Raw genomic sequence first — 18,114 nt, 5'->3', positions numbered from 1 at the left:
ATTTAGCTAACTTTTTCTATAGGTATTTTTATAAAAAACGTGGTGCCTTCATCCAATTCAGATTCAACACAGATCTCCCCTTTGTGCAACTCAACATAGAACTGTACGATATCTAAACCAAGTCCTGTTCCTACTTCACCATTGGTTCCATTTCGGGATGACTTCTTGGCATTCGTAAATAAATCTTCCTGTAATTTTTTTGGGATACCAATTCCTGTATCCTTTACTTTTAATTCAACAATGCCGTCTATTTCGTTTGCAAGAACAGCTACTTCTCCGCCTGAAGGAGTAAACTTCAATGCATTAGAAACCAGATTATTGATCGCTATCTCAATCTTATTTTGATCGGCTTCCATCAATAAATTATCCGGATTCACAGTATAATCGAGCTTTACATTTTTAACAACGGATTTAGCCTTATTCATTGAAATAACCCGTTCAAGTAAATCCGTAATTGATACGGTTGAATAATCAAGTTCTTCCGGTTCTGTTTTCTTTGATTCCCGGTCTAGAACTTCCCGCACCAAATTCAAAAGATTGGTTCCACTTTCCTCAATCACAGAAAGCATTTGGGTTTGCTCCTCCGCAGAAATTTTGTCGCTATCTCTCATAAGCTTTACCAGCCCGATAATACCGGTAAGCGGATTCTTTATATCATGACTTACTGTACGAACCAAATCATCTTTTTTCTGATTCAAACGGCTCAACTCAATTTCACGCTCTCTCAAAATGTTAATTCGTTCGTTCAATTGCTTTTGAAGGGAGCGTATCTGCAAGTGAGTCCTGATCCTGGCCAGGGTCTCCTCCTTTTGAAAGGGCTTGGTAATGTAATCAACCCCACCATATTTAAATCCCTGAACCTTGTCTTCGGTATCAGATAGTGAGCTAAGAAAAATAACCGGAATATCCTCAAGCAACTGATTCGACTTGATAAATTTAACCACTTCAAACCCACTTATATCGGGCATCATAATGTCCAATAAAATCAAATCAGGCTCATGCTTCTCGGCTAATTCCATAGCTTCCCGTCCGTCTGAAGCTTCTATATGTTTATAGCCTTCTTTCGATAAAACATGAGATAACAGACGAAGGTTGGCAGGCGTATCATCTACGATTAGAATTAAACTTTCTTCTGGCTTCAAGAGCTAACTTTTTTGGGTTGAATCTGCCATAACTTAAAGAGCACAATATGGCAGAAAGGTAGTCAGTTTAAAAAAACCTTACTAATTAATTTACTTTATAAAACTAATTAAAAAAGGCCTTCGAAATTAATGAAGGCCTTTAAGAAATCACAAATAAATATATGTTTTTTCAGAACAGAATCACTAAGTCTGAAAAAACAGATCCTGGTTTTTAATAATCAATAATCAAAGTCGTCCATCATTTCTACCGGTTCTTTAGGCATGGCCAGTGAAAGACCAAAATAGACTAGTAAACTGGCACCCCAACCCATAAAAAATGCAGCTACAAATATAAACCTAACAACCGTGGCACTAATGCCAAAATACTTGGCTAAACCTCCACAAACACCAGCCCATTTTTTATCCGATCTGGATTTCATCAGTCTTTTGGAATGTCGGTAACCAAAATTATCTATGCCGCTATACGACTTACTTTTGCCGGATACGGATTTTGAGTCCAACGCATTGTTTAGCTTAGAATTTGAAGAATATGGGCTTTCTTCAGCACCGGGAATATCAGAATAGGAACCTGAAGAGGCAGCTTTAGCTTTCTTCTGAGCCTTTTTGATTTTTCTAGCTCTTTTTCGATCACCCACAAAGTATCCAAATCCAATCAGCGTTATTAATGCCCCTCCAATTATGGGCAGACCAACTATAGCATCGCTAACAAAATTTGCGAGCCCTTCACCGATGGGCAAACCAATCCATTGAATCAAAAAGGTAATAGCCAGAAACAGCATCACCATGCCCGAAATAGTTGCGATATTCCAAATACTTTTCCCCGTATCTTTTTCCTCTTCTTTCAGGAACTCCTGCATGGTTGAGTTTAGCTCAAAATCATTAAACTCCAGAGATGCGGTACCGGTTCTTGATGCTTGTTTTGTTCGGGTTTTGTCAGCCATAATAATTTTTTCCTCCGTTGTGCCCTACGGCAAAATTAGTGCATTGTTACGCGAAAATCACTTCATTCTCAGAAATTATCACGTCTAATTTTTTATCAAATTCCTCAGTAGGAATTTCATCAAAAAGAAAGGCGTCAAACACCAGTCCTACTTTTAAAGCATCGGTTTTACCTAAAAAACGATCATAGAAGCCCTTGCCATATCCAAGCCGGTTCCCTGCTCTATCAGCCGCAGCCATGGGGATTACAATTACATCAAGAGCTTCCTCATCAATCGGAGTAATATGCTTAGGTTCGTCCACTCCCCATTTATTCTTTTGCAAATCGGAAATAGAGCTGATCACAGAGTGTGTTAAAGTTCCTTTTTCAAAATTTGTTACTGGTACCACAACTCTTTTCCCTCCTTTTAATATGTCTTCCACTAACTTATCGGTACATACTTCCCGGCGTTGGTTCATGGATATGTAGGTATGAACCGTTTTTGCTTCCTGGTAGAAACCGGTATTCATAAAAGAAGAGATAATTAGTTCTGATTTCTTCTTCCACTCCCGGGCAGAAATTTGCTGCCTTTCAGCTAATACTTTCTCCCTCAATTCCTGCTTTCTTTGGGAAGCGGTACTCATAGCTCAATTAAGTGATGTTTAGTCAGATCCGGGCCTTCCTTCTCTATCTCAGCCAGTAGTTCATTCCATATACCTGTGCCGTACTTATTCATAAAGTAAACCGGTGAAACTGCTCGCTCTTGCAAACCACCATCCGGAAATAGATTCACTTTTATTTTTTCGATACGGCTTAACTGTATTTCTTCTTGTTTTTTGATGGAGCGATACACTCTGCCCTTTAGTTTATCCAGTTCATTGCCAAAGCCGGCTATGGTTTTCCCGACGGTACCATCCAGAGTCGGGTCAATTTCATTAATCACCTTAAGGGGTTCTTCTGCGGCCTCATTCAGCTTTTCCTTCCATTCACTAAATACCTGTTCTATATCATCGGTATCGGTTTGTTCTATAAATTCGGATTCAAGGTCTTCTATCCGCTTACCATATTCGCAAAAACTAAAGGGCAGCTTTTCTACAATTCTGGATATTGCCGACTCTACAATAGTACCACTGAATCTTGGGAAAATTGGAGGCATTTGCAGATCGAATTGAGAATAAAAGTCTTTCATCTGTCCGTAATAGGCCAGTTCACCGGGGCCGGCCACATATCCAAGAGTTGGTAAAAGCACATCCTGTATTACCGGGCGCAGAAAAACATTGGGAGAGAATTTTTCAGGATGGCTTTGAATTTCTTCAATAAGCTCATCTTCTGTCCAGCCTTTCTCACCGGCCTTCCAGCCATTCCCATCCCTGTTAAGCTTTTGTCTGCCTTCCATCTCTGATAGGTAAAACAGGTTGGAATCACCATTCATCACCTGCCGGTGAAACTCATTTTCGAGTTCTGCACTTTGATTCTCTATCGAATCATAAATCGCATCAGCCCCCGATATGCTAACAGAGAATTGTTTACTCAACAGTTTTTTAACAGAGGCAAAATTGCTACCAGCAATCAACAGACCTTCTTCAGCAAACCACTCATTTATTAAACCGGCAAATGCCTGGGCATGGGTTTTCCCTTCCTGGTAGTGTTCATTTATTTGGCTCCAAAGAGCATCTGAAAAATCAGTATCGAAAAGTTCTTCTTTAACCTGAGATTTCAATTCTTCAATTTGAGCAGTGACCAATTCATCAGACACAGGCTTTCCACTTCCCTGTTCGTTTAAATGAATTTTTGTGAAGTCTTTTCTGCCGGTTATACCTGTCCAGGATATTTCATCAAAATCATGATCTTCATCTGCCAGCCAGAATACGGGAACGACGGGACGACCTAATTTTTCCTGATAGCTGCGGGCAAGCAAAATAGCGGACATTGTTTTATAAATGGTGAACATAGGTCCACCCAAGATGCCCAACTGCTGGCCGGTTACTACAACAAGTGCATCTTTATCACCGAGTTTCTTCAACTGTTCTGCTTGTGAAGAGGAAATCCCCAGTTCTTCATGGTACTTTCTCAGCGCTTCTATGTAAGCATCTTTATAGTGAGCACCGGTGAGAGTGTTCGCTCTTTTTTTATATCAGCCTCATCCAGAGGATTAAACTCATAAAATGAGCTGAGCTTATCGTAATTAGTTAGGTAGGTTGTGAATAGCGATGAATAAGACAGTTCGCTAAACGAACATCCAGATAGGTCCAAAATTTATCCTTTCATTTTAGAAATGCGGTCACGTATCTTTGCCGCCTTCTCGTAATTTTCTGTTTCAATAGCCGTTTGAAGTTCTTCCTCCAACTTTTCAAGCTGGGTTAATTCTTTTTGCCCTGGTGCCGGCTCATCACTTTTCAGTGCTTCTTCCAAAGTTTGATTTTCCGGCTCCGTACTTATACCCGCCTCCTTCAATACCTCATTATTAACATAAATAGGTGCATTAAAACGTACAGCTAATGCAATGGCATCACTCGGGCGTGCATCCAGTTCTACCAACTGATTTTCACGTTCAAATATAATCTGGGCATAAAAGGTTCCTTCCGATAAGTCGTTAATGAAGACCTGTTTTACCTGAGTGTCGAAAGTTAAAAAGAAGTTTTTTAACAAGTCGTGAGTCATAGGACGGGGCGGTTTGATATTCTCCAGCTCCAGAGCAATTGCCTGAGCCTCAAAAGAACCAATTATAATTGGGAGTCTTTGATTTCCTTCCGCTTCAGTTAAAATTAAAGCGTACGCTCCTCCACTGCTCGGGCTTGTTGAAAGTCCCAGAATCTCCATTAGTACTTTACTCAAATCAACACCTTTTATATGCTTTTATAGGTTGGCTTTAGAAGGTAACGAATTTTAGTTAAGTCTTAAACCTGCTCGTTTATTAATGCAACTTTATTCAATCTTAAAAAGTTTAGCCGAAATTCAATCTTTTTTCTTCCATAAAAATTCAAATAAAGCCTATATTCTCGCCCAATTTCGTTGACATTGCGAAACATTGAGGGTAACTTTTCAGCCCGTTAACCGAGAACATTTCAGATATATGCTCGAAAATTATTTTCCGATTTTAATTGTAGGTATCGTTGCCTTAATTCTGGCAGCTGCTTTTCTGATCCTATCAAAGATTTTAGGGCCGTTTCGTCCCAATAAGAACAAATTAGATCCTTACGAAAGTGGAATGGATCCGGTAGGGGAAGCCAAAGACCGCTATTCTATCAGTTTCTATCTGGTAGCGATGGAATTTATAGTATTCGACCTTGAAGTCGTATTTATATACCCCTGGGCGGTTCGCTATTTAGAATTTGGTGCAGGAACGTTCATGGCCATGATGCTATTTATTGTAATACTATTCGTCGGACTTCTATACACCCTGAAGAAAGGTACCTTAGACTGGGACTTAAATCATTTTAAAGCTTAATAACTACCATGGGAATCGAATCAGCACTTGGTGAAGGTTTTTTCACAACTAAAATTGATGCGCTCACAAACTGGGCCCGGGCTAACGCCGCCTGGCCTATGCCAATGGGACTTGCCTGTTGCGCAATTGAGATGATGGCATTTGCAGGACCACGTTATGACGCCTCTCGCTTCGGTTCGGAGGTTATGCGCTTCTCTCCCCGTCAAAGTGACGTTATGATTGTGGCGGGATGGTCGACTTATAAAATGTCGCACGCCATTCGCCGAATCTGGGATCAAATGCCCGACCCTAAATGGTGTATCGCAATGGGGGCTTGTGCATCAACCGGAGGTATGCACCGTTGCTATGGAGTGGTTCAGGGAGTTGACAATTACCTGCCGGTTGACGCTTATGTTTCCGGTTGCCCACCCCGCCCCGATGCCCTGCTTCATGCGCTCATGAAGATTCAGGACAAAATTAAAACCGAGCACTCTGTTTTATTAGACACTTAAGATTATGAGTTTAGACTTGAACAAAACGGAACAAGGCGTAGTGGATGGCCTTTCTTCTGATTTTTCGGAAGATTTGATTGAAGTTTATCAATCCTGTGATCATACCTACATCCGGGTTGAAAAAGAAAACATTATCGACATTCTGAAATACCTGAAGGAAAAGCACCACTTTATTTTCCTGTGTGATATTATTGGAACAGACCGGTACACATCTGACGAACGGTTTGAAGTGATATACAACATCATGAATCTTCGAACTCAGGATAGAATGTTTGTAAAAACCCGGGTTGAGGAAGAAAATCCACAGCTTCCTACATCTACTTCCCTATGGACATCAGCCGGTTGGTTTGAACGTGAAATTTATGATATGTATGGTGTTAAGTTTGAAGGACACCCAGATCACAGGAGAATGTATATGCCGGAAGATTTCGAGTACTTCCCGCTAAGAAAAGAATTTCCGCTGTTGGGTATCCCCGGTTCTATTGAACTGCCTAACACAACCCCAGATACGGAGTAAGGCATGAAACTCAAAGACATTAACAGTAAGGTAGATCCGAAGTTTTTTAAGGAACACCAGCGAGGTATATATAAAAGTCTCGAGGACAAGCATACTACCATTGAAGAGATTGACAGCGAAGACCCGCTGAATGCTAAAATGATATTGAACATGGGTCCTCAGCACCCGGCTACTCATGGTGTGCTGCGCCTAATCCTTCAGCTGCGGGGTGAATTAATTGAAAAGACCAAGATTGACATTGGTTATCTGCACCGAGGGGTTGAGAAGATTGCAGAGAATAAGACCTATCAGGAATTCATGCCGTACACCGACCGGATGGATTATCTTTCGCCATATAGCAATAACGTAGCTTTATGTACAGCTGTTGAGAAACTTGCGGAAGTAGAAGTACCTGAACGAGCCCAATACATTCGAATGATTTGTTGTGAACTGGCTCGTATCTCCTCTCACCTGCTTTGGTTAGGTACCATGGTGATGGATGCCGGAGCTATTTCTTTCTTCATTTGGACCTTCCGAGAGCGTGAAAAAATCTATGATATTTTTGATGAAGTAGCCGGACACCGGTTCACCGTTTCTCACTCCAGAATTGGCGGTGTGGCCAACGATCTGACTGACGACGCCATTGCCCGCATTAAGGAGTTTGTTGAGAAATTCCCTCAGGAGCTTAAAGACTGGCATGGCCTTTTGGATAGAAATCGAATATTCATTGATCGAAATGAAAATGTCGGGATTCTTAAAACTGAAAATGCATTAGACCTTGGAGCAACGGGACCGGTACTCAGAGCATCCGGCTATGCTGTTGATCAGCGAATTATCAAGCCATATCTGAAATATGATGAAGTAGATTTTGAAGTTCCTACTCGTCTGGAAGGTGATAACCTTGCCCGATATTTTGTTCGGATGGAAGAAATGGCTGAAAGTATCAAGATCATTCAGCAGTGCTTTGACAAAATGCCAAAAGGCCCTGTTCGAACGAACAATGCCAAGCAGGCTTATCCTTCTAAAGACGAAGTTTATTATTCTATGGAAGGTATGATTCATGATTTCATGATGACGGATACCGGAATTTGTCCCCCTGCAGGAAAAGAAGTTTACCATGCCGTGGAATCCCCAAAAGGTGAACTTGGCTACTTTATTCAAAGCGATGGAACCGGACATCCATGGAGATTAAAAGTAAATACCCCTTCCCTCAGAAATCTTCAGGTACTGGAGCATATACTGGATGGTGAAATGGTGGCGGATACGGTTGTTATAATCGGAGGAATTGATCCTGTAATGGGAGAAGCAGATAAATAAATGGAAGAAACGTACGAATTTACAAAAGAAGACTTAGAGGAAATCGAAACCATAAAGGCGAAGTTTCCAACCGTAATGCCCGCTACCCTGCCAACTCTTTGGGTAGCTCAGCGTCGGTTTGGGCACGTGGAACCGCCGGTTCAACGCCTTGTTGCCGAGACTCTTGACTTGCCTGAATCTCATGTTCACGGTGTGGCAACCTTCTATACCCAATATTATAAAGAGCGCAAAGGTAAATACGTACTGGACGTTTGTACAACAACCAGTTGTCAGCTTTGCGGCGGATATGAAATGCTGAACTACCTGGAAGATAAACTGGGCATCAAAGCCGGTGAAACCACCGAAGACGGCATGTTCAGTATCCAATCGGTAGAATGCCTGGGTGCATGTGGTTATGCCCCAATGATGCAGATCACCAACGATGTGTATGTAAATCACCTAACCGAAGAAAAGCTGGATAAAGTTATTGACAGCCTGAAAAAGGATAAAATGCCTGAATTTGAATCGGTAGGAATGCCTCTCCTCGAAAAAAGAAATATTTAAGTAATTATGGCCTCAGACTGGAAATCATTTGAACCCGTTCTTATTCCCGATATACCAAATCTTGAAAAGATTGAGGTTTACGAGAAAAATGGTGGGTATGAATCGCTTAAAAAAGTAGTCACAAACAGCGACTGGACACCTGAAGGGGTCGTAAATGAAGTGAAAGCTGCTAACATTCGGGGCCGTGGCGGGGCCGGATTTAATGCCGGATTGAAGTGGTCTTTTATGCCCAAGCCTGATGGCGGACCGCGCTACCTTGCCTGTAACGGTGATGAATCTGAGCCTGGCACGTTTAAAGACCGTAAGATTTTTGAATACAACCCCCACCTTTTTATTGAAGGTGCACTTATTGCCGCATATGCCATGCAAATCACTACTATATATGTGTATGTGCGTGGTGAGTATATTTCCTGGGTAAAGATGATGGAGAAAGCACTTCAGGATGCCCGGGATAAAGGATATATAGGGGAAAACTTATTTGGAACTGATTATAGCGTTGAATTTGAAATAACCTATGGTGCCGGAGCTTATATCTGTGGCGAGGAAACTTCTATGCTCGAATCGCTGGAAGGAAAACGTGGGTATCCACGTGTTAAGCCGCCCTTCCCTGCTCAAAAAGGACTTTGGGGCCGGCCGACAACCATTAATAATATTGAAACGCTGGCCAATGTACCATTGGTTATCCAGAACGGGGCCGACTGGTTTAAAGGCATTGGTGCTGAAAATCACCCCGGCCCGGTTTTATATGGGATTTCAGGTCACGTGAATCGTCCGGGAGTGTATGAACTGCCTACCGGTGTACCTGTAATGGATTTGATTAATGATGTAGCTCAGGGAATTCGGGGCGGAAAGAAATTAAAAGCACTCATACCAGGTGGGTCATCTACCCCTGTTTTAAGAGCAGACCAATTGGAAAATACATCCATGGATGCCGACTCACTTCGGGAAGCCGGTTCTATGATGGGAACAGCCGGTATGATTGTGATGGATGAAGACACGGACATGGTTGATGCTCTTTGGAGAATTTCCCATTTCTATCACCACGAGTCTTGTGGACAATGTACACCTTGCCGTGAAGGAACCGGCTGGGCTGAAAAGATTTTATTGAAAATTAAAAACGGTGATGGTGAGATCAGAGATTTAGATCTTCTATTGGATCTTACTACACAGATGGAAGGAAGAACTATTTGTGCCCTGGCTGATGCTGCTGCATGGCCAATTCGCCACACCATTAACCGCTTCAGAGACGAATTTGAAGCTCGCTGCAAAAAATCAGTTCACGCAGTCGCCTAAAAGAAAATGATTGTTTTTGATTGAATCATCAATCAAAAATCAAAAATCAACAATCGAGTATGCCAGAAATATTTATAGACGGACAACGATACGAATTCGAAGAAGGCACCGAAAAAGGCCTGCTTCAATTTATTTTAGATAATGGCAAAGAAGTTCCCTTCTTCTGCTACCACCCATCTATGAGCGCTCCGGCTAATTGCCGACAGTGTTATGTGAAAGTTGGGACACCAGTTAAAAACCGGGAGACCGGCGAATATGAACTGGATGAGAATGGGGAACGCGAAATCCGATGGTTTCCAAAAATGCAGACTTCCTGTACCATGCAAATGCAGGATGGCATGGTTGTTGAAACCCAGGAAACCAGTGAGGAAGTAGCCCGGGCCCAGAAAGATACCATGGAGCTGATCCTGGTAAACCACCCTCTTGATTGCCCGATTTGCGATCAGGCCGGTGAATGTCCGCTGCAGATTCAAACTTATAAATATGGACCGGAAGGCAGCCGATTTGAGGTTAAGAAAGTACATAAGCCTAAGCGGGTTGAACTTGGCCCACGAGTAACTCTTGATGCCGAACGATGCATTAATTGTACCCGGTGTGTTCGCTTTACAGAAGAAATCAGTGAAACACATCAACTGACTATTACTTCCCGTGGCGACAAGAACTACCCCATTACAGCACCCGGACGTGAGTTTGACGATCCCTATTCAATGAACACCATTGATATTTGTCCGGTTGGTGCCCTAACCTCTACCGATTTCCGCTTTAAAGCACGTGTTTGGGAAATGAACCAGACCCCAAGCATTGATGTGACCAACGGTAAAGGAACCAATATCGATATCTGGACCCGGGATAACCTTGTACTCAGAATCACTCCAAGATTTAACGGGGAAGTTAACGATCACTGGATGCCGGATGACGGACGCCAAGCTTACCGAAGGTTTAACGAGAACCGTATCTCCCGCCCTGCCCTCAAGCTGGATGGAGACCATCAGTCGAAGACATCATGGAACAACGCCATTGAAACCTTTGCTGAAACACTGGAAGCCGGAAAACCGGAAGATGTTTTAGTTATCGGAAGTGCACACGCCTCTGTTGAAGAGAACTATGCGTTAATGAAAGTATTCAATCTTTGGGGTGTAAATAACTTTAAATTTGCTCCTCACATTATTGAGGGTGCTGGCGATGACTTCTTATTAACAGATGATCAGGCTCCAAATACAAACGGAGTTAAACTGATTGGTTATAAGGAAAGCAACAACTTGAAGTCTGAGGTGAAAGACGCTAAAATCGTTATCATGCTTTCAGATGAATTGATTGACCGTGAGGAGCTATCTGCTGATGACCTTAAAGGTAAATTCAGCATATTACTTTCAACCAATGAATGCGATACCAGCAAAGTGGCTGATCTCGTAATTCCTGTCACATGTATTGCTGAGCATGCAGCCAGCTACGTAAATGTAGATGGCCGAATTCAACGCTCCTTCCCTGCCAAAGAAACCAAATACACACACCGAAGCCTGGATCTGGAAATGTCACAAGGCCGGCTGGATCGCTACGGAACCAATTTTGATAACTGGGTAACCGAGGATAATAAAGTGGATTGTGCTCCTGCATGGGAAATCATGAACCGATTGGCCGGGCGATTGGGATTAGATATTGAGTTTGGCACTTCCCGTGAAATTATGGATGAGATAGCATCTTCAAACCCATCCTTCGAGAACATAAGTTACGAGCGAATGGATAATGAAATGGGCGTGAACCTTAACCCTTCAACCAAAAAAGAGGCAACTGCATAAATGAGTACAGGTGGAATTGATATTTTCGGATTGTTATTTATCCCTACCTGGGTTGCCGTTCTTAGCCTGGGTATTTTTACCTGGCTTAATTCAGCAGCCCTATTGGTATATGCTGAACGACGTATTGCCGGGTTAATTCAGAACCGCGTAGGACCAAACCGTGTAGGCCCCGCAGGTTTATTACAACCCGTAGCAGACGTAGTTAAGCTGTTGCTCAAAGAGGACGTAACCCCTTCTCAAGGGTACAAAGTGATTCACCATATCGCACCGGTTATACCCGTTTTTACGGCATTTATGACGGTTTCTGTTATTCCATTTGGTGAGAATCTTTATGTAACTGATATCAACGCAGGTGTTCTTTTTATTTTAGCCATTGCCTCCCTTGGAGTTTATGGAGTAACATTAGCAGGTTGGTCTTCCAACAGTAAATACTCTCTTCTTGGCGGACTGAGAGCCGCCGCGCAGATGATCAGTTACGAACTGCCCATGGGTATGGCTTTAGCCTCTGTTGTTTTGGTTGCAGGATCATTAAGTATGGTTGAAATTGCTGCTTCTCAGGAGTATCTCTGGAATGTATTTATTAATCCAATCGGAGCTGTGATATTTATTATCGCTGCATTTGCCGAGGCTAACCGAACTCCATTCGATCTGGTTGAAGCGGAACAGGAGCTTGTGGGAGGTTTCCACACAGAATACAGTGGTATGCGCTTCGGGATGTTCTTCCTTGCCGAGTATATGCACGTATTTATCGGAAGCGTATTGATTACCACTTTCTTTTTTGGAAGTTATCACCTTCCGTTTGCCGGATACTGGCTTCCGGAAATGACTCCAGTAGCAAAGGGAATTCTGGATGTATCCGTATTCATGGCTAAAGTAGTATTCTGGTGCTTCGTATTTATCTGGGTACGCTGGACCATCCCACGATTTAAATACAATCAGGTGATGAAGCTTGGCTGGGCTCGGTTACTTCCGTTGAGTATCCTCAATTTCATGCTGATTGCTGCCGGTATGTATGCATATACTCACTGGTTCTAACATTAGCTATCATAGCAAATTTTCTTAAAGCCGGTTATGCCGGCTTTTTTATTATACCCACCCCATCGCATGAATTGCCTAATCTAAAGATGTGATATAATCAGAGGTTCTTCCTTTCTATCCTTACTCCGTGTTCCGTTAGGAACATTAATGAAAAAAATACGGAGCAGGTTATGAAAATAATTAAATTACTTCTTGTTGCGCTGATGCTGATCTCATTCTCCTCTTGCACTATTTACGATAATGACGTGGAAGGTGAAGTTGATCTTGTCTATTCAAGCACCATCACAATTCGTGCAAATGATTTCGTTTCTGAAGACGAATTTGTATCAGTTGCGAACTACGGATGGGATAATCTTGATGTGGAAATGGTTGATTACGGAATGGTATTAGGATATATCCGGTTCGAAGGAACCACCGCCTGGCATGCCCTCCCTTATTCCATTCCATTTGAAGATGACCTCGTTAATCTCCGATACTATTTTGATATTGACAATTTCAGCTTGGTATTAGAGGGTGAAGCAGCTGATAATAATCAGGCAAATGAAGCCCTCTTCGATGGTGATATATTGCGGGTAATTGCTATCCCTCCTTCAGAAATTATCCGGACCAAAGCTATTGATTATCGGAACTATGAACAGATTAAAGAGTTATATAATATTGAATGATTACTAATAGGGTAACATTTCATACATCTTTTACTCTTATACTTAGAAAAATTAATACGAACTAACCAACTATCGGAGATACTTATGAATTTTTCAAAAGTTTGTACCATCCTATGTGCAATTATACTGGGCGTTACTTTTACGGCTCAGGCACAATCCATTCCTGAAACAGGATCTTTCGGAATACGTGCTAACTTAACCGGGCAAAACTCAATTGAGATGCCATATATGCTTAATGAATCCTTTTCCCTGGCACCCTACATCGGGTTCAGCACAACCCAGGATCAGTCAACTAACATTGGGATTGGAATTCGTCCCCGGTATTATACAAGTACAAGCAATGCTTTGAGTACCTATTTTACCGGTACTTTAGGATTTACAAACACTTCCTTCAGTAACGCAAATAACTCCATAACTGATTTTAATCTTGGAGTGGGATATGGGGCTGAATATTTCTTTTCGGATAAGTTTAGTGTTAGTGCTGATGGAAACCTGAACAGCCGGTTTGGGGATAGCGCTACAAATCTTTCAACTTCCGCCAGAGTATCGGCCACTTTTTATTTCTGATTATAAATAAACTTCAATACTTCAAAAGCCGCCTTGCAACAGGGCGGCTTTTTTAGTTTAATAGATATAGTTGGCAAAAACCAAGTCTCCGTTTAATCGGATGCTTACACTTTTGGTTTGATAAGTAGTTATCATCAAGTATGATTGAAAAAGATAAAAACGTTGAAATATTTCAGGCCCTGCCTGTACCCACCGCACTAATAAAGATTGACGAGCCGGCTTTTATCATTGTGGCCATAAATGATGCCTTCAGGAAAGTTTCAAGCAGGTCTGAGAGCGATATTGTTGGAAAGTCTTTTTCCGAAGCTTATCGTGACCAGCAAGAGCATCATAAATTTTCCGATTTTGAAGAGATTTTGTCATCATTTCGTAAGGTTTGTGAAACAAAGAATACTCAGAAGCTCTCTTCAATCCGGTATGATATTTTATCCGATGGAACAGAACCTCAACTCAGGTACTGGGAAATAACCGTAGCTCCATATTTTGATGGCAATAACAATTTGACCCATCTCCTCTGTACAGCCTCTGATGTTACCGAGAATATCCTAATCGAAGAACAAAAGGATATCATACTTAATCATACCGAGGGCGGCTTCATTCTTACTAACGATAAGCTTGAAATACTTTTATGTAATGAGCAGTTCTCCCAAAGTTATAAAGAGGTTTTTGGGATTGATGTAAAAACCGGGGTGTCGATTCTTAAGTACGCATTGCCTGAACGAAAAAAAGCAGTAGAGAAAATATATAAACAAGTTCTGACCGGAGAAACAATCGAAATAGAGCTCCCAGTTCCGATTGGGAATGATAAATTCAGGTATTTGGACGTTATGTATAAACCTGCAAGACGTTCCAATGGTGAAATTTTTGGGGCTTTTATTACACTAAGAGAAATTACTTCTGAGAAAAAAGCAAAACAGAATTTAGAAGAAAAGGAAGCTCGCTTTCGTTCACTGGTTGAGCAGGGTGGCGATGTAGTCGTTATTCTTGGAAGCAATGGCGACCCAAAGTATGTGACCCCATCTGTGGAAACGGTATTTGGTTATAAACCGGAAGAAGCAAAAGGTATAAATGTAAGTGAGGTAACCCATCCTGAGGATTTCCATTTAGTTGAAGAAGCACTAAAAGAAGCTGTTAAGAATCCCGGAAAGAATGTAAGAGTCCCTCCTGTTCGCATGAAGCAAGCTGACAATACCTGGCGATGGTATGAAACCGCTATCACAGACCTAAGAAATGAACCTTCTGTTGGCGGAATCGTGGATAACATCAGAGATGTACACGATCAGGTACTCACCGAAAAATTATTGGAACGCTCGAAAGAAAAATATGAATCGTTAGTAAGAAGTGTTGAAGGAGTTATCTGGGAGGCTAAAGCCGACACTTTTGAGTTTACCTACATAAGTCCTCAGGCAGAACATTTATTTGGGTATAAAGCCGAAGACTGGCTTAATGAAGCTAACTTCTGGGAGAAAAATATCCATCCTGAAGACCGACAGGAATGCGTTGAATATTGTCAAAGTAAGACCAGTAAAGGTGAAAATCATGATTTCGAATATCGCTTTAAAAAAGCATCAGGTGAATATACCTGGGTACGCGATGTAGTTACTGTAGTTAGTAAAGAAGGAAAACCAGACTTACTCCGGGGTTTAATGATTGACATCAATGAGCAAAAAAGGCTCATTAATCTGATGGATGAAACCTATCAAATTGCCAAAATCGGTAACTGGGAACTTGATCTGCAACAGGAAAAGTTATTCTGGTCTCCCTTCATTAAAGAACTTCACGATGTACCGGCAGACTATGAGCCGGATCTGGAGACTGCGATCGAATTTTATGAAGAAGGAGAAAGCAGAAATGAAATTCAAAAAGCTGTTAATAGAGCCATAGAACATAATGAATCCTTCGATGTTGAGCTGACCATTATTACTGCCAAAGGCAACAAAAAGTGGATTCGAGCAGTGGGAACACCTGAACAAGCGAATGGTGAGTGTATTCGTATTTTCGGAAGTACGCAGGATATAACGGACCGTAAAGTAGCCGAGGAAAATCTCAAGAAAACAGAAGAGAAGTACCGGAATGTGGTGGAACATAGTACCAATATGTTTTACACCCATGATGTTAATGGCGTTCTGAATTATGTAAGTCCACAATCGGAACATTTCCTTGGTTTCGAACCCGAAGAAGCTAAGAAAAGATGGGTAGAGTTTATTACAGATCATCCTATAAACCAAAAGGGTGTGGAAGTAACACAAAGGGCCATCGATACAGGAAAAAGACAGCAACCCTATGAATTGCAGCTCAGGACCGGAAAAGACGAAATCATCTGGGTTGAGGTAAACGAAGCCCCGCTGGTGGTTGATGGGAAAACAGTTTCAATTGTTGGATCTCTGACGGATATAACCGAGCGAAAAAAATACGAGGAAAAGCTTCAGAAAAGTCTGGAACGATACCACTTTGTTACCAAAGCCACTCGCGATGCTATTTATGATTGGGATGCCAAAGATAACTCTATTCACTGGGGAGATGGCTTAACTACGCTGTTTGGTTACAAACCATCGGATATTGATACTTCCGTTAACCGATGGATTGACCTGATTCACCCAGATGATGTAGAGGAAGTTAGAGACAAGCTGAAACTTACTCTTAAGGATGCTTCCAAGAATCATTGGTCATATGAATACCGGCTAAAAAAAGCGAATGGGGATTATGCACATGTAAGGGAAAACGGGTACATCAAAAGAGATAAAAATGGCTATGCATTACGTATGATTGGAGCCATTCAGGACATAACGGAGGAAGTTTATTCAAAAGAAGAAATACAAACATCCCTAACTGAAAAAGAAACACTGCTTTCAGAAATTCATCACCGCGTGAAGAATAACCTGGCCGTTGTTTCCGGAATGATTCAACTTCAAGCTTATGATACCGAGAATGAGGATTTACAGGCTAAACTGTTCGATAGTGTGGTTCGTATCAAAACGATGGCCACGGTGCATGAGCTATTGTATCAATCCAGAAGCTTTTCAAAACTTGAGTTTTCCGACACCCTTCAAAAACTTGTTGAGAACATATCCGATACGCTACGGACAAACACTTACATCGATACTACCATCGACTGTGAACCTATTAAATTGAATATTAATCAGGCGATTCCGGCTTCACTTATCGTAAATGAGGTAATCACCAATATCTACAAACACGCTTTCAAGGGACGTAAAAAAGGTAACGTTACCTTCACACTAAATGAAGAAGACAAACTGATCAGAATAAAGATAAAAGATGACGGAGTAGGATTTCCCGGAGATTTTGATGTGAACTCAAACACCTCACTGGGGTTTCACCTCATCCGGGTATTAAGTGAGCAAATTGACGCTGCGTACAGATATGAAAATGAAGATAATGGAACCATTTTTGAACTAACTTTTGAAAAACAAAACAATAAAGGCATAGGAAACAGGCACTTTAAATAAATGTAATTTTTTCCTAAAGAAATCTCGTGTACCTTCGATAACCCTATTTAAAATAGACATGCGCACTACGCTCTTTGTAAATAATTTACTATTCCACTTTTCTTAAGAGTTAGCACTTCATGGTTTCAACCTCATATACCCGTCAGATACTGGATAACATTCCAAACAGCGTTTTTGTTATTAAAGTGCATGACACCGGACTATTCAGCATACAAGATGTGAATAAAGCACAATTGGCTTTTATCAATTTGCAAAGAGATGAAATAGTAGGGAAATACACGCATGAAATATTCCCGAAAGAAATCGCTGATCACTTGAAAACGGTTTATCAGAGATGCATAAATGAGGGAGAGCGAATTTCCTATGAAGAGAAGATTGACCTGCCCGACAAGGGTGAGCGATATTTCCAGACTACATTGACCCCTCAAAAAGAAGAAGATGGTTCCATTGCCAGCCTGGTGGGTACGTCTATCGATATCACCGATCAAAAGCTAACGGAACAGTCATTAAGAAAAAGTGAAGAGCAATACCGGGGCTTTGTGCAGAACAGTACGGAAGGTATTTATTTATTTGAATTTGAAGAACCCATCGATATCTCACTCCCTCCGTTGGAACAAGTTTCCTTGTTTTTTAAACACGGCTACCTGGCTGCCTGCAACGAAGCAATGGCAGAAATGTATGGGTATAAAGATAGTAGCGTTATTATTGGAAAGAGATTAGCATTCTTTTTTGGCAATGATGATAGCGAGCACAACATTGAGTACTTCAGGAATATAATAGACTCTGAGTTTAACATTAAGGATGCACTCAGTATAGAGCTTGATAAAGATGGCAACAAAAAATACTTCCTTAACAACATTTCAGGTGTCATTGAAAATGGGAAGTTAAGCCGTGTTTGGGCTACACAGAAAGATGTGACCGTTGAAAAAACC

At 41.5% G+C, this 18,114-nt stretch carries 17 protein-coding genes; 12 read left to right on the top strand and 5 right to left on the bottom strand.

Annotation, left to right across the window (positions count from 1 at the left end; translation table 11 throughout):
- Window positions 1-2: 2 nt before the first annotated feature.
- From ABFW99_RS12400 to ABFW99_RS12380, 5 genes are all read right to left on the bottom strand, one after another.
- Window positions 3-1,142 (bottom strand): hybrid sensor histidine kinase/response regulator, encoded by a 1,140-nt coding sequence (locus ABFW99_RS12400; RefSeq protein WP_349353876.1) that lies wholly within the window; start codon window positions 1,140-1,142, stop codon window positions 3-5.
- Window positions 1,143-1,360: 218 nt separating this feature from the next.
- Window positions 1,361-2,083: a PspC domain-containing protein gene (locus tag ABFW99_RS12395; protein WP_349353877.1), complete on the bottom strand. Its 723-nt coding sequence runs from the start codon at window positions 2,081-2,083 to the stop codon at window positions 1,361-1,363.
- A 46-nt stretch (window positions 2,084-2,129) separates the two neighbouring features.
- The gene (locus tag ABFW99_RS12390) at window positions 2,130-2,705 is read right to left on the bottom strand and encodes a 5-formyltetrahydrofolate cyclo-ligase (RefSeq protein ID WP_349353878.1); all 576 of its coding nucleotides are present in this window, start codon (window positions 2,703-2,705) and stop codon (window positions 2,130-2,132) included.
- Window positions 2,702-4,135, bottom strand: coding sequence for a bacillithiol biosynthesis cysteine-adding enzyme BshC (gene bshC / locus ABFW99_RS12385; protein ID WP_440707520.1), 1,434 nt, complete (start codon window positions 4,133-4,135; stop codon window positions 2,702-2,704). Before bshC ends, ABFW99_RS12390 begins: the two co-directional genes overlap by 4 nt.
- A gap of 182 nt (window positions 4,136-4,317) precedes the next feature.
- Entirely contained in the window at window positions 4,318-4,896 is a 579-nt protein-coding gene (locus ABFW99_RS12380) for a bifunctional nuclease family protein (RefSeq protein ID WP_349353879.1), read from the bottom strand.
- 238 nt (window positions 4,897-5,134) lie between these two features.
- Between ABFW99_RS12380 and ABFW99_RS12375 the strand changes: the two genes are divergently transcribed.
- From ABFW99_RS12375 to ABFW99_RS12320, 12 genes are all read left to right on the top strand, one after another.
- A complete protein-coding gene (locus tag ABFW99_RS12375; RefSeq protein WP_349353880.1) occupies window positions 5,135-5,509 on the top strand; it encodes an NADH-quinone oxidoreductase subunit A in 375 nt (124 codons plus the stop codon).
- 8 nt (window positions 5,510-5,517) lie between these two features.
- Window positions 5,518-6,000, top strand: coding sequence for an NADH-quinone oxidoreductase subunit B (locus tag ABFW99_RS12370; RefSeq protein WP_255135729.1), 483 nt, complete (start codon window positions 5,518-5,520; stop codon window positions 5,998-6,000).
- A 4-nt stretch (window positions 6,001-6,004) separates the two neighbouring features.
- Window positions 6,005-6,517 carry an NADH-quinone oxidoreductase subunit C gene (locus ABFW99_RS12365; protein WP_349353881.1) on the top strand — a complete coding sequence of 171 codons (513 nt, stop codon included), beginning with the start codon at window positions 6,005-6,007 and terminating at the stop codon, window positions 6,515-6,517.
- Window positions 6,518-6,520: 3 nt separating this feature from the next.
- Complete coding sequence (gene nuoD / locus ABFW99_RS12360; protein WP_349353882.1) at window positions 6,521-7,813, top strand: NADH dehydrogenase (quinone) subunit D; 1,293 nt, start codon at window positions 6,521-6,523, stop codon at window positions 7,811-7,813.
- Window positions 7,814-8,356, top strand: a complete 543-nt coding sequence (locus tag ABFW99_RS12355; protein WP_349353883.1) for an NADH-quinone oxidoreductase subunit NuoE family protein — start codon at window positions 7,814-7,816, stop codon at window positions 8,354-8,356.
- 6 nt (window positions 8,357-8,362) lie between these two features.
- On the top strand, window positions 8,363-9,649 hold the full coding sequence (gene nuoF / locus ABFW99_RS12350) for an NADH-quinone oxidoreductase subunit NuoF (RefSeq protein ID WP_349353884.1): 1,287 nt from the start codon (window positions 8,363-8,365) through the stop codon (window positions 9,647-9,649).
- A 59-nt stretch (window positions 9,650-9,708) separates the two neighbouring features.
- Window positions 9,709-11,445 (top strand): 2Fe-2S iron-sulfur cluster-binding protein, encoded by a 1,737-nt coding sequence (locus ABFW99_RS12345; protein WP_349353885.1) that lies wholly within the window; start codon window positions 9,709-9,711, stop codon window positions 11,443-11,445.
- Complete coding sequence (gene nuoH, locus ABFW99_RS12340) at window positions 11,446-12,480, top strand: NADH-quinone oxidoreductase subunit NuoH (RefSeq protein ID WP_349353886.1); 1,035 nt, start codon at window positions 11,446-11,448, stop codon at window positions 12,478-12,480. It begins immediately after the preceding gene.
- A 173-nt stretch (window positions 12,481-12,653) separates the two neighbouring features.
- Window positions 12,654-13,148, top strand: coding sequence for a hypothetical protein (locus ABFW99_RS12335; RefSeq protein WP_349353887.1), 495 nt, complete (start codon window positions 12,654-12,656; stop codon window positions 13,146-13,148).
- An 84-nt stretch (window positions 13,149-13,232) separates the two neighbouring features.
- A complete protein-coding gene (locus ABFW99_RS12330) occupies window positions 13,233-13,715 on the top strand; it encodes an outer membrane beta-barrel protein (RefSeq protein WP_349353888.1) in 483 nt (160 codons plus the stop codon).
- 140 nt (window positions 13,716-13,855) lie between these two features.
- Window positions 13,856-17,182 carry a PAS domain S-box protein gene (locus tag ABFW99_RS12325; protein ID WP_349353889.1) on the top strand — a complete coding sequence of 1,109 codons (3,327 nt, stop codon included), beginning with the start codon at window positions 13,856-13,858 and terminating at the stop codon, window positions 17,180-17,182.
- Window positions 17,183-17,301: 119 nt separating this feature from the next.
- A partial coding sequence (locus ABFW99_RS12320; protein WP_349353890.1) for a PAS domain-containing protein occupies window positions 17,302-18,114 on the top strand: 813 nt, incomplete at its 3' end.

It is taken from the genome of Gracilimonas sp. BCB1 (assembly GCF_040117685.2).
In the GTDB taxonomy this organism is placed as follows: Bacteria; Bacteroidota; Rhodothermia; order Balneolales; family Balneolaceae; genus Gracilimonas.
The sequence above is the reverse complement of the archived record's forward strand: the minus strand, read 5'-3'. Positions and strand labels throughout refer to the sequence as shown.

Bases quoted from the DNA above. Each gene is read 5' to 3' on its own strand.
- ABFW99_RS12395 (WP_349353877.1), bottom strand. From the start codon at position 2,083: ATGGCTGACAAAACCCGAACAAAACAAGCATCAAGAACCGGTACCGCA.
- ABFW99_RS12390 (WP_349353878.1), bottom strand. From the start codon at position 2,705: ATGAGTACCGCTTCCCAAAGAAAGCAGGAATTGAGGGAGAAAGTATTA.
- ABFW99_RS12375 (WP_349353880.1), top strand. From the start codon at position 5,135: ATGCTCGAAAATTATTTTCCGATTTTAATTGTAGGTATCGTTGCCTTA.
- ABFW99_RS12370 (WP_255135729.1), top strand. From the start codon at position 5,518: ATGGGAATCGAATCAGCACTTGGTGAAGGTTTTTTCACAACTAAAATT.
- ABFW99_RS12365 (WP_349353881.1), top strand. From the start codon at position 6,005: ATGAGTTTAGACTTGAACAAAACGGAACAAGGCGTAGTGGATGGCCTT.
- nuoD (WP_349353882.1), top strand. From the start codon at position 6,521: ATGAAACTCAAAGACATTAACAGTAAGGTAGATCCGAAGTTTTTTAAG.
- ABFW99_RS12355 (WP_349353883.1), top strand. From the start codon at position 7,814: ATGGAAGAAACGTACGAATTTACAAAAGAAGACTTAGAGGAAATCGAA.
- nuoF (WP_349353884.1), top strand. From the start codon at position 8,363: ATGGCCTCAGACTGGAAATCATTTGAACCCGTTCTTATTCCCGATATA.
- ABFW99_RS12345 (WP_349353885.1), top strand. From the start codon at position 9,709: ATGCCAGAAATATTTATAGACGGACAACGATACGAATTCGAAGAAGGC.
- nuoH (WP_349353886.1), top strand. From the start codon at position 11,446: ATGAGTACAGGTGGAATTGATATTTTCGGATTGTTATTTATCCCTACC.
- ABFW99_RS12335 (WP_349353887.1), top strand. From the start codon at position 12,654: ATGAAAATAATTAAATTACTTCTTGTTGCGCTGATGCTGATCTCATTC.
- ABFW99_RS12330 (WP_349353888.1), top strand. From the start codon at position 13,233: ATGAATTTTTCAAAAGTTTGTACCATCCTATGTGCAATTATACTGGGC.
- ABFW99_RS12325 (WP_349353889.1), top strand. From the start codon at position 13,856: ATGATTGAAAAAGATAAAAACGTTGAAATATTTCAGGCCCTGCCTGTA.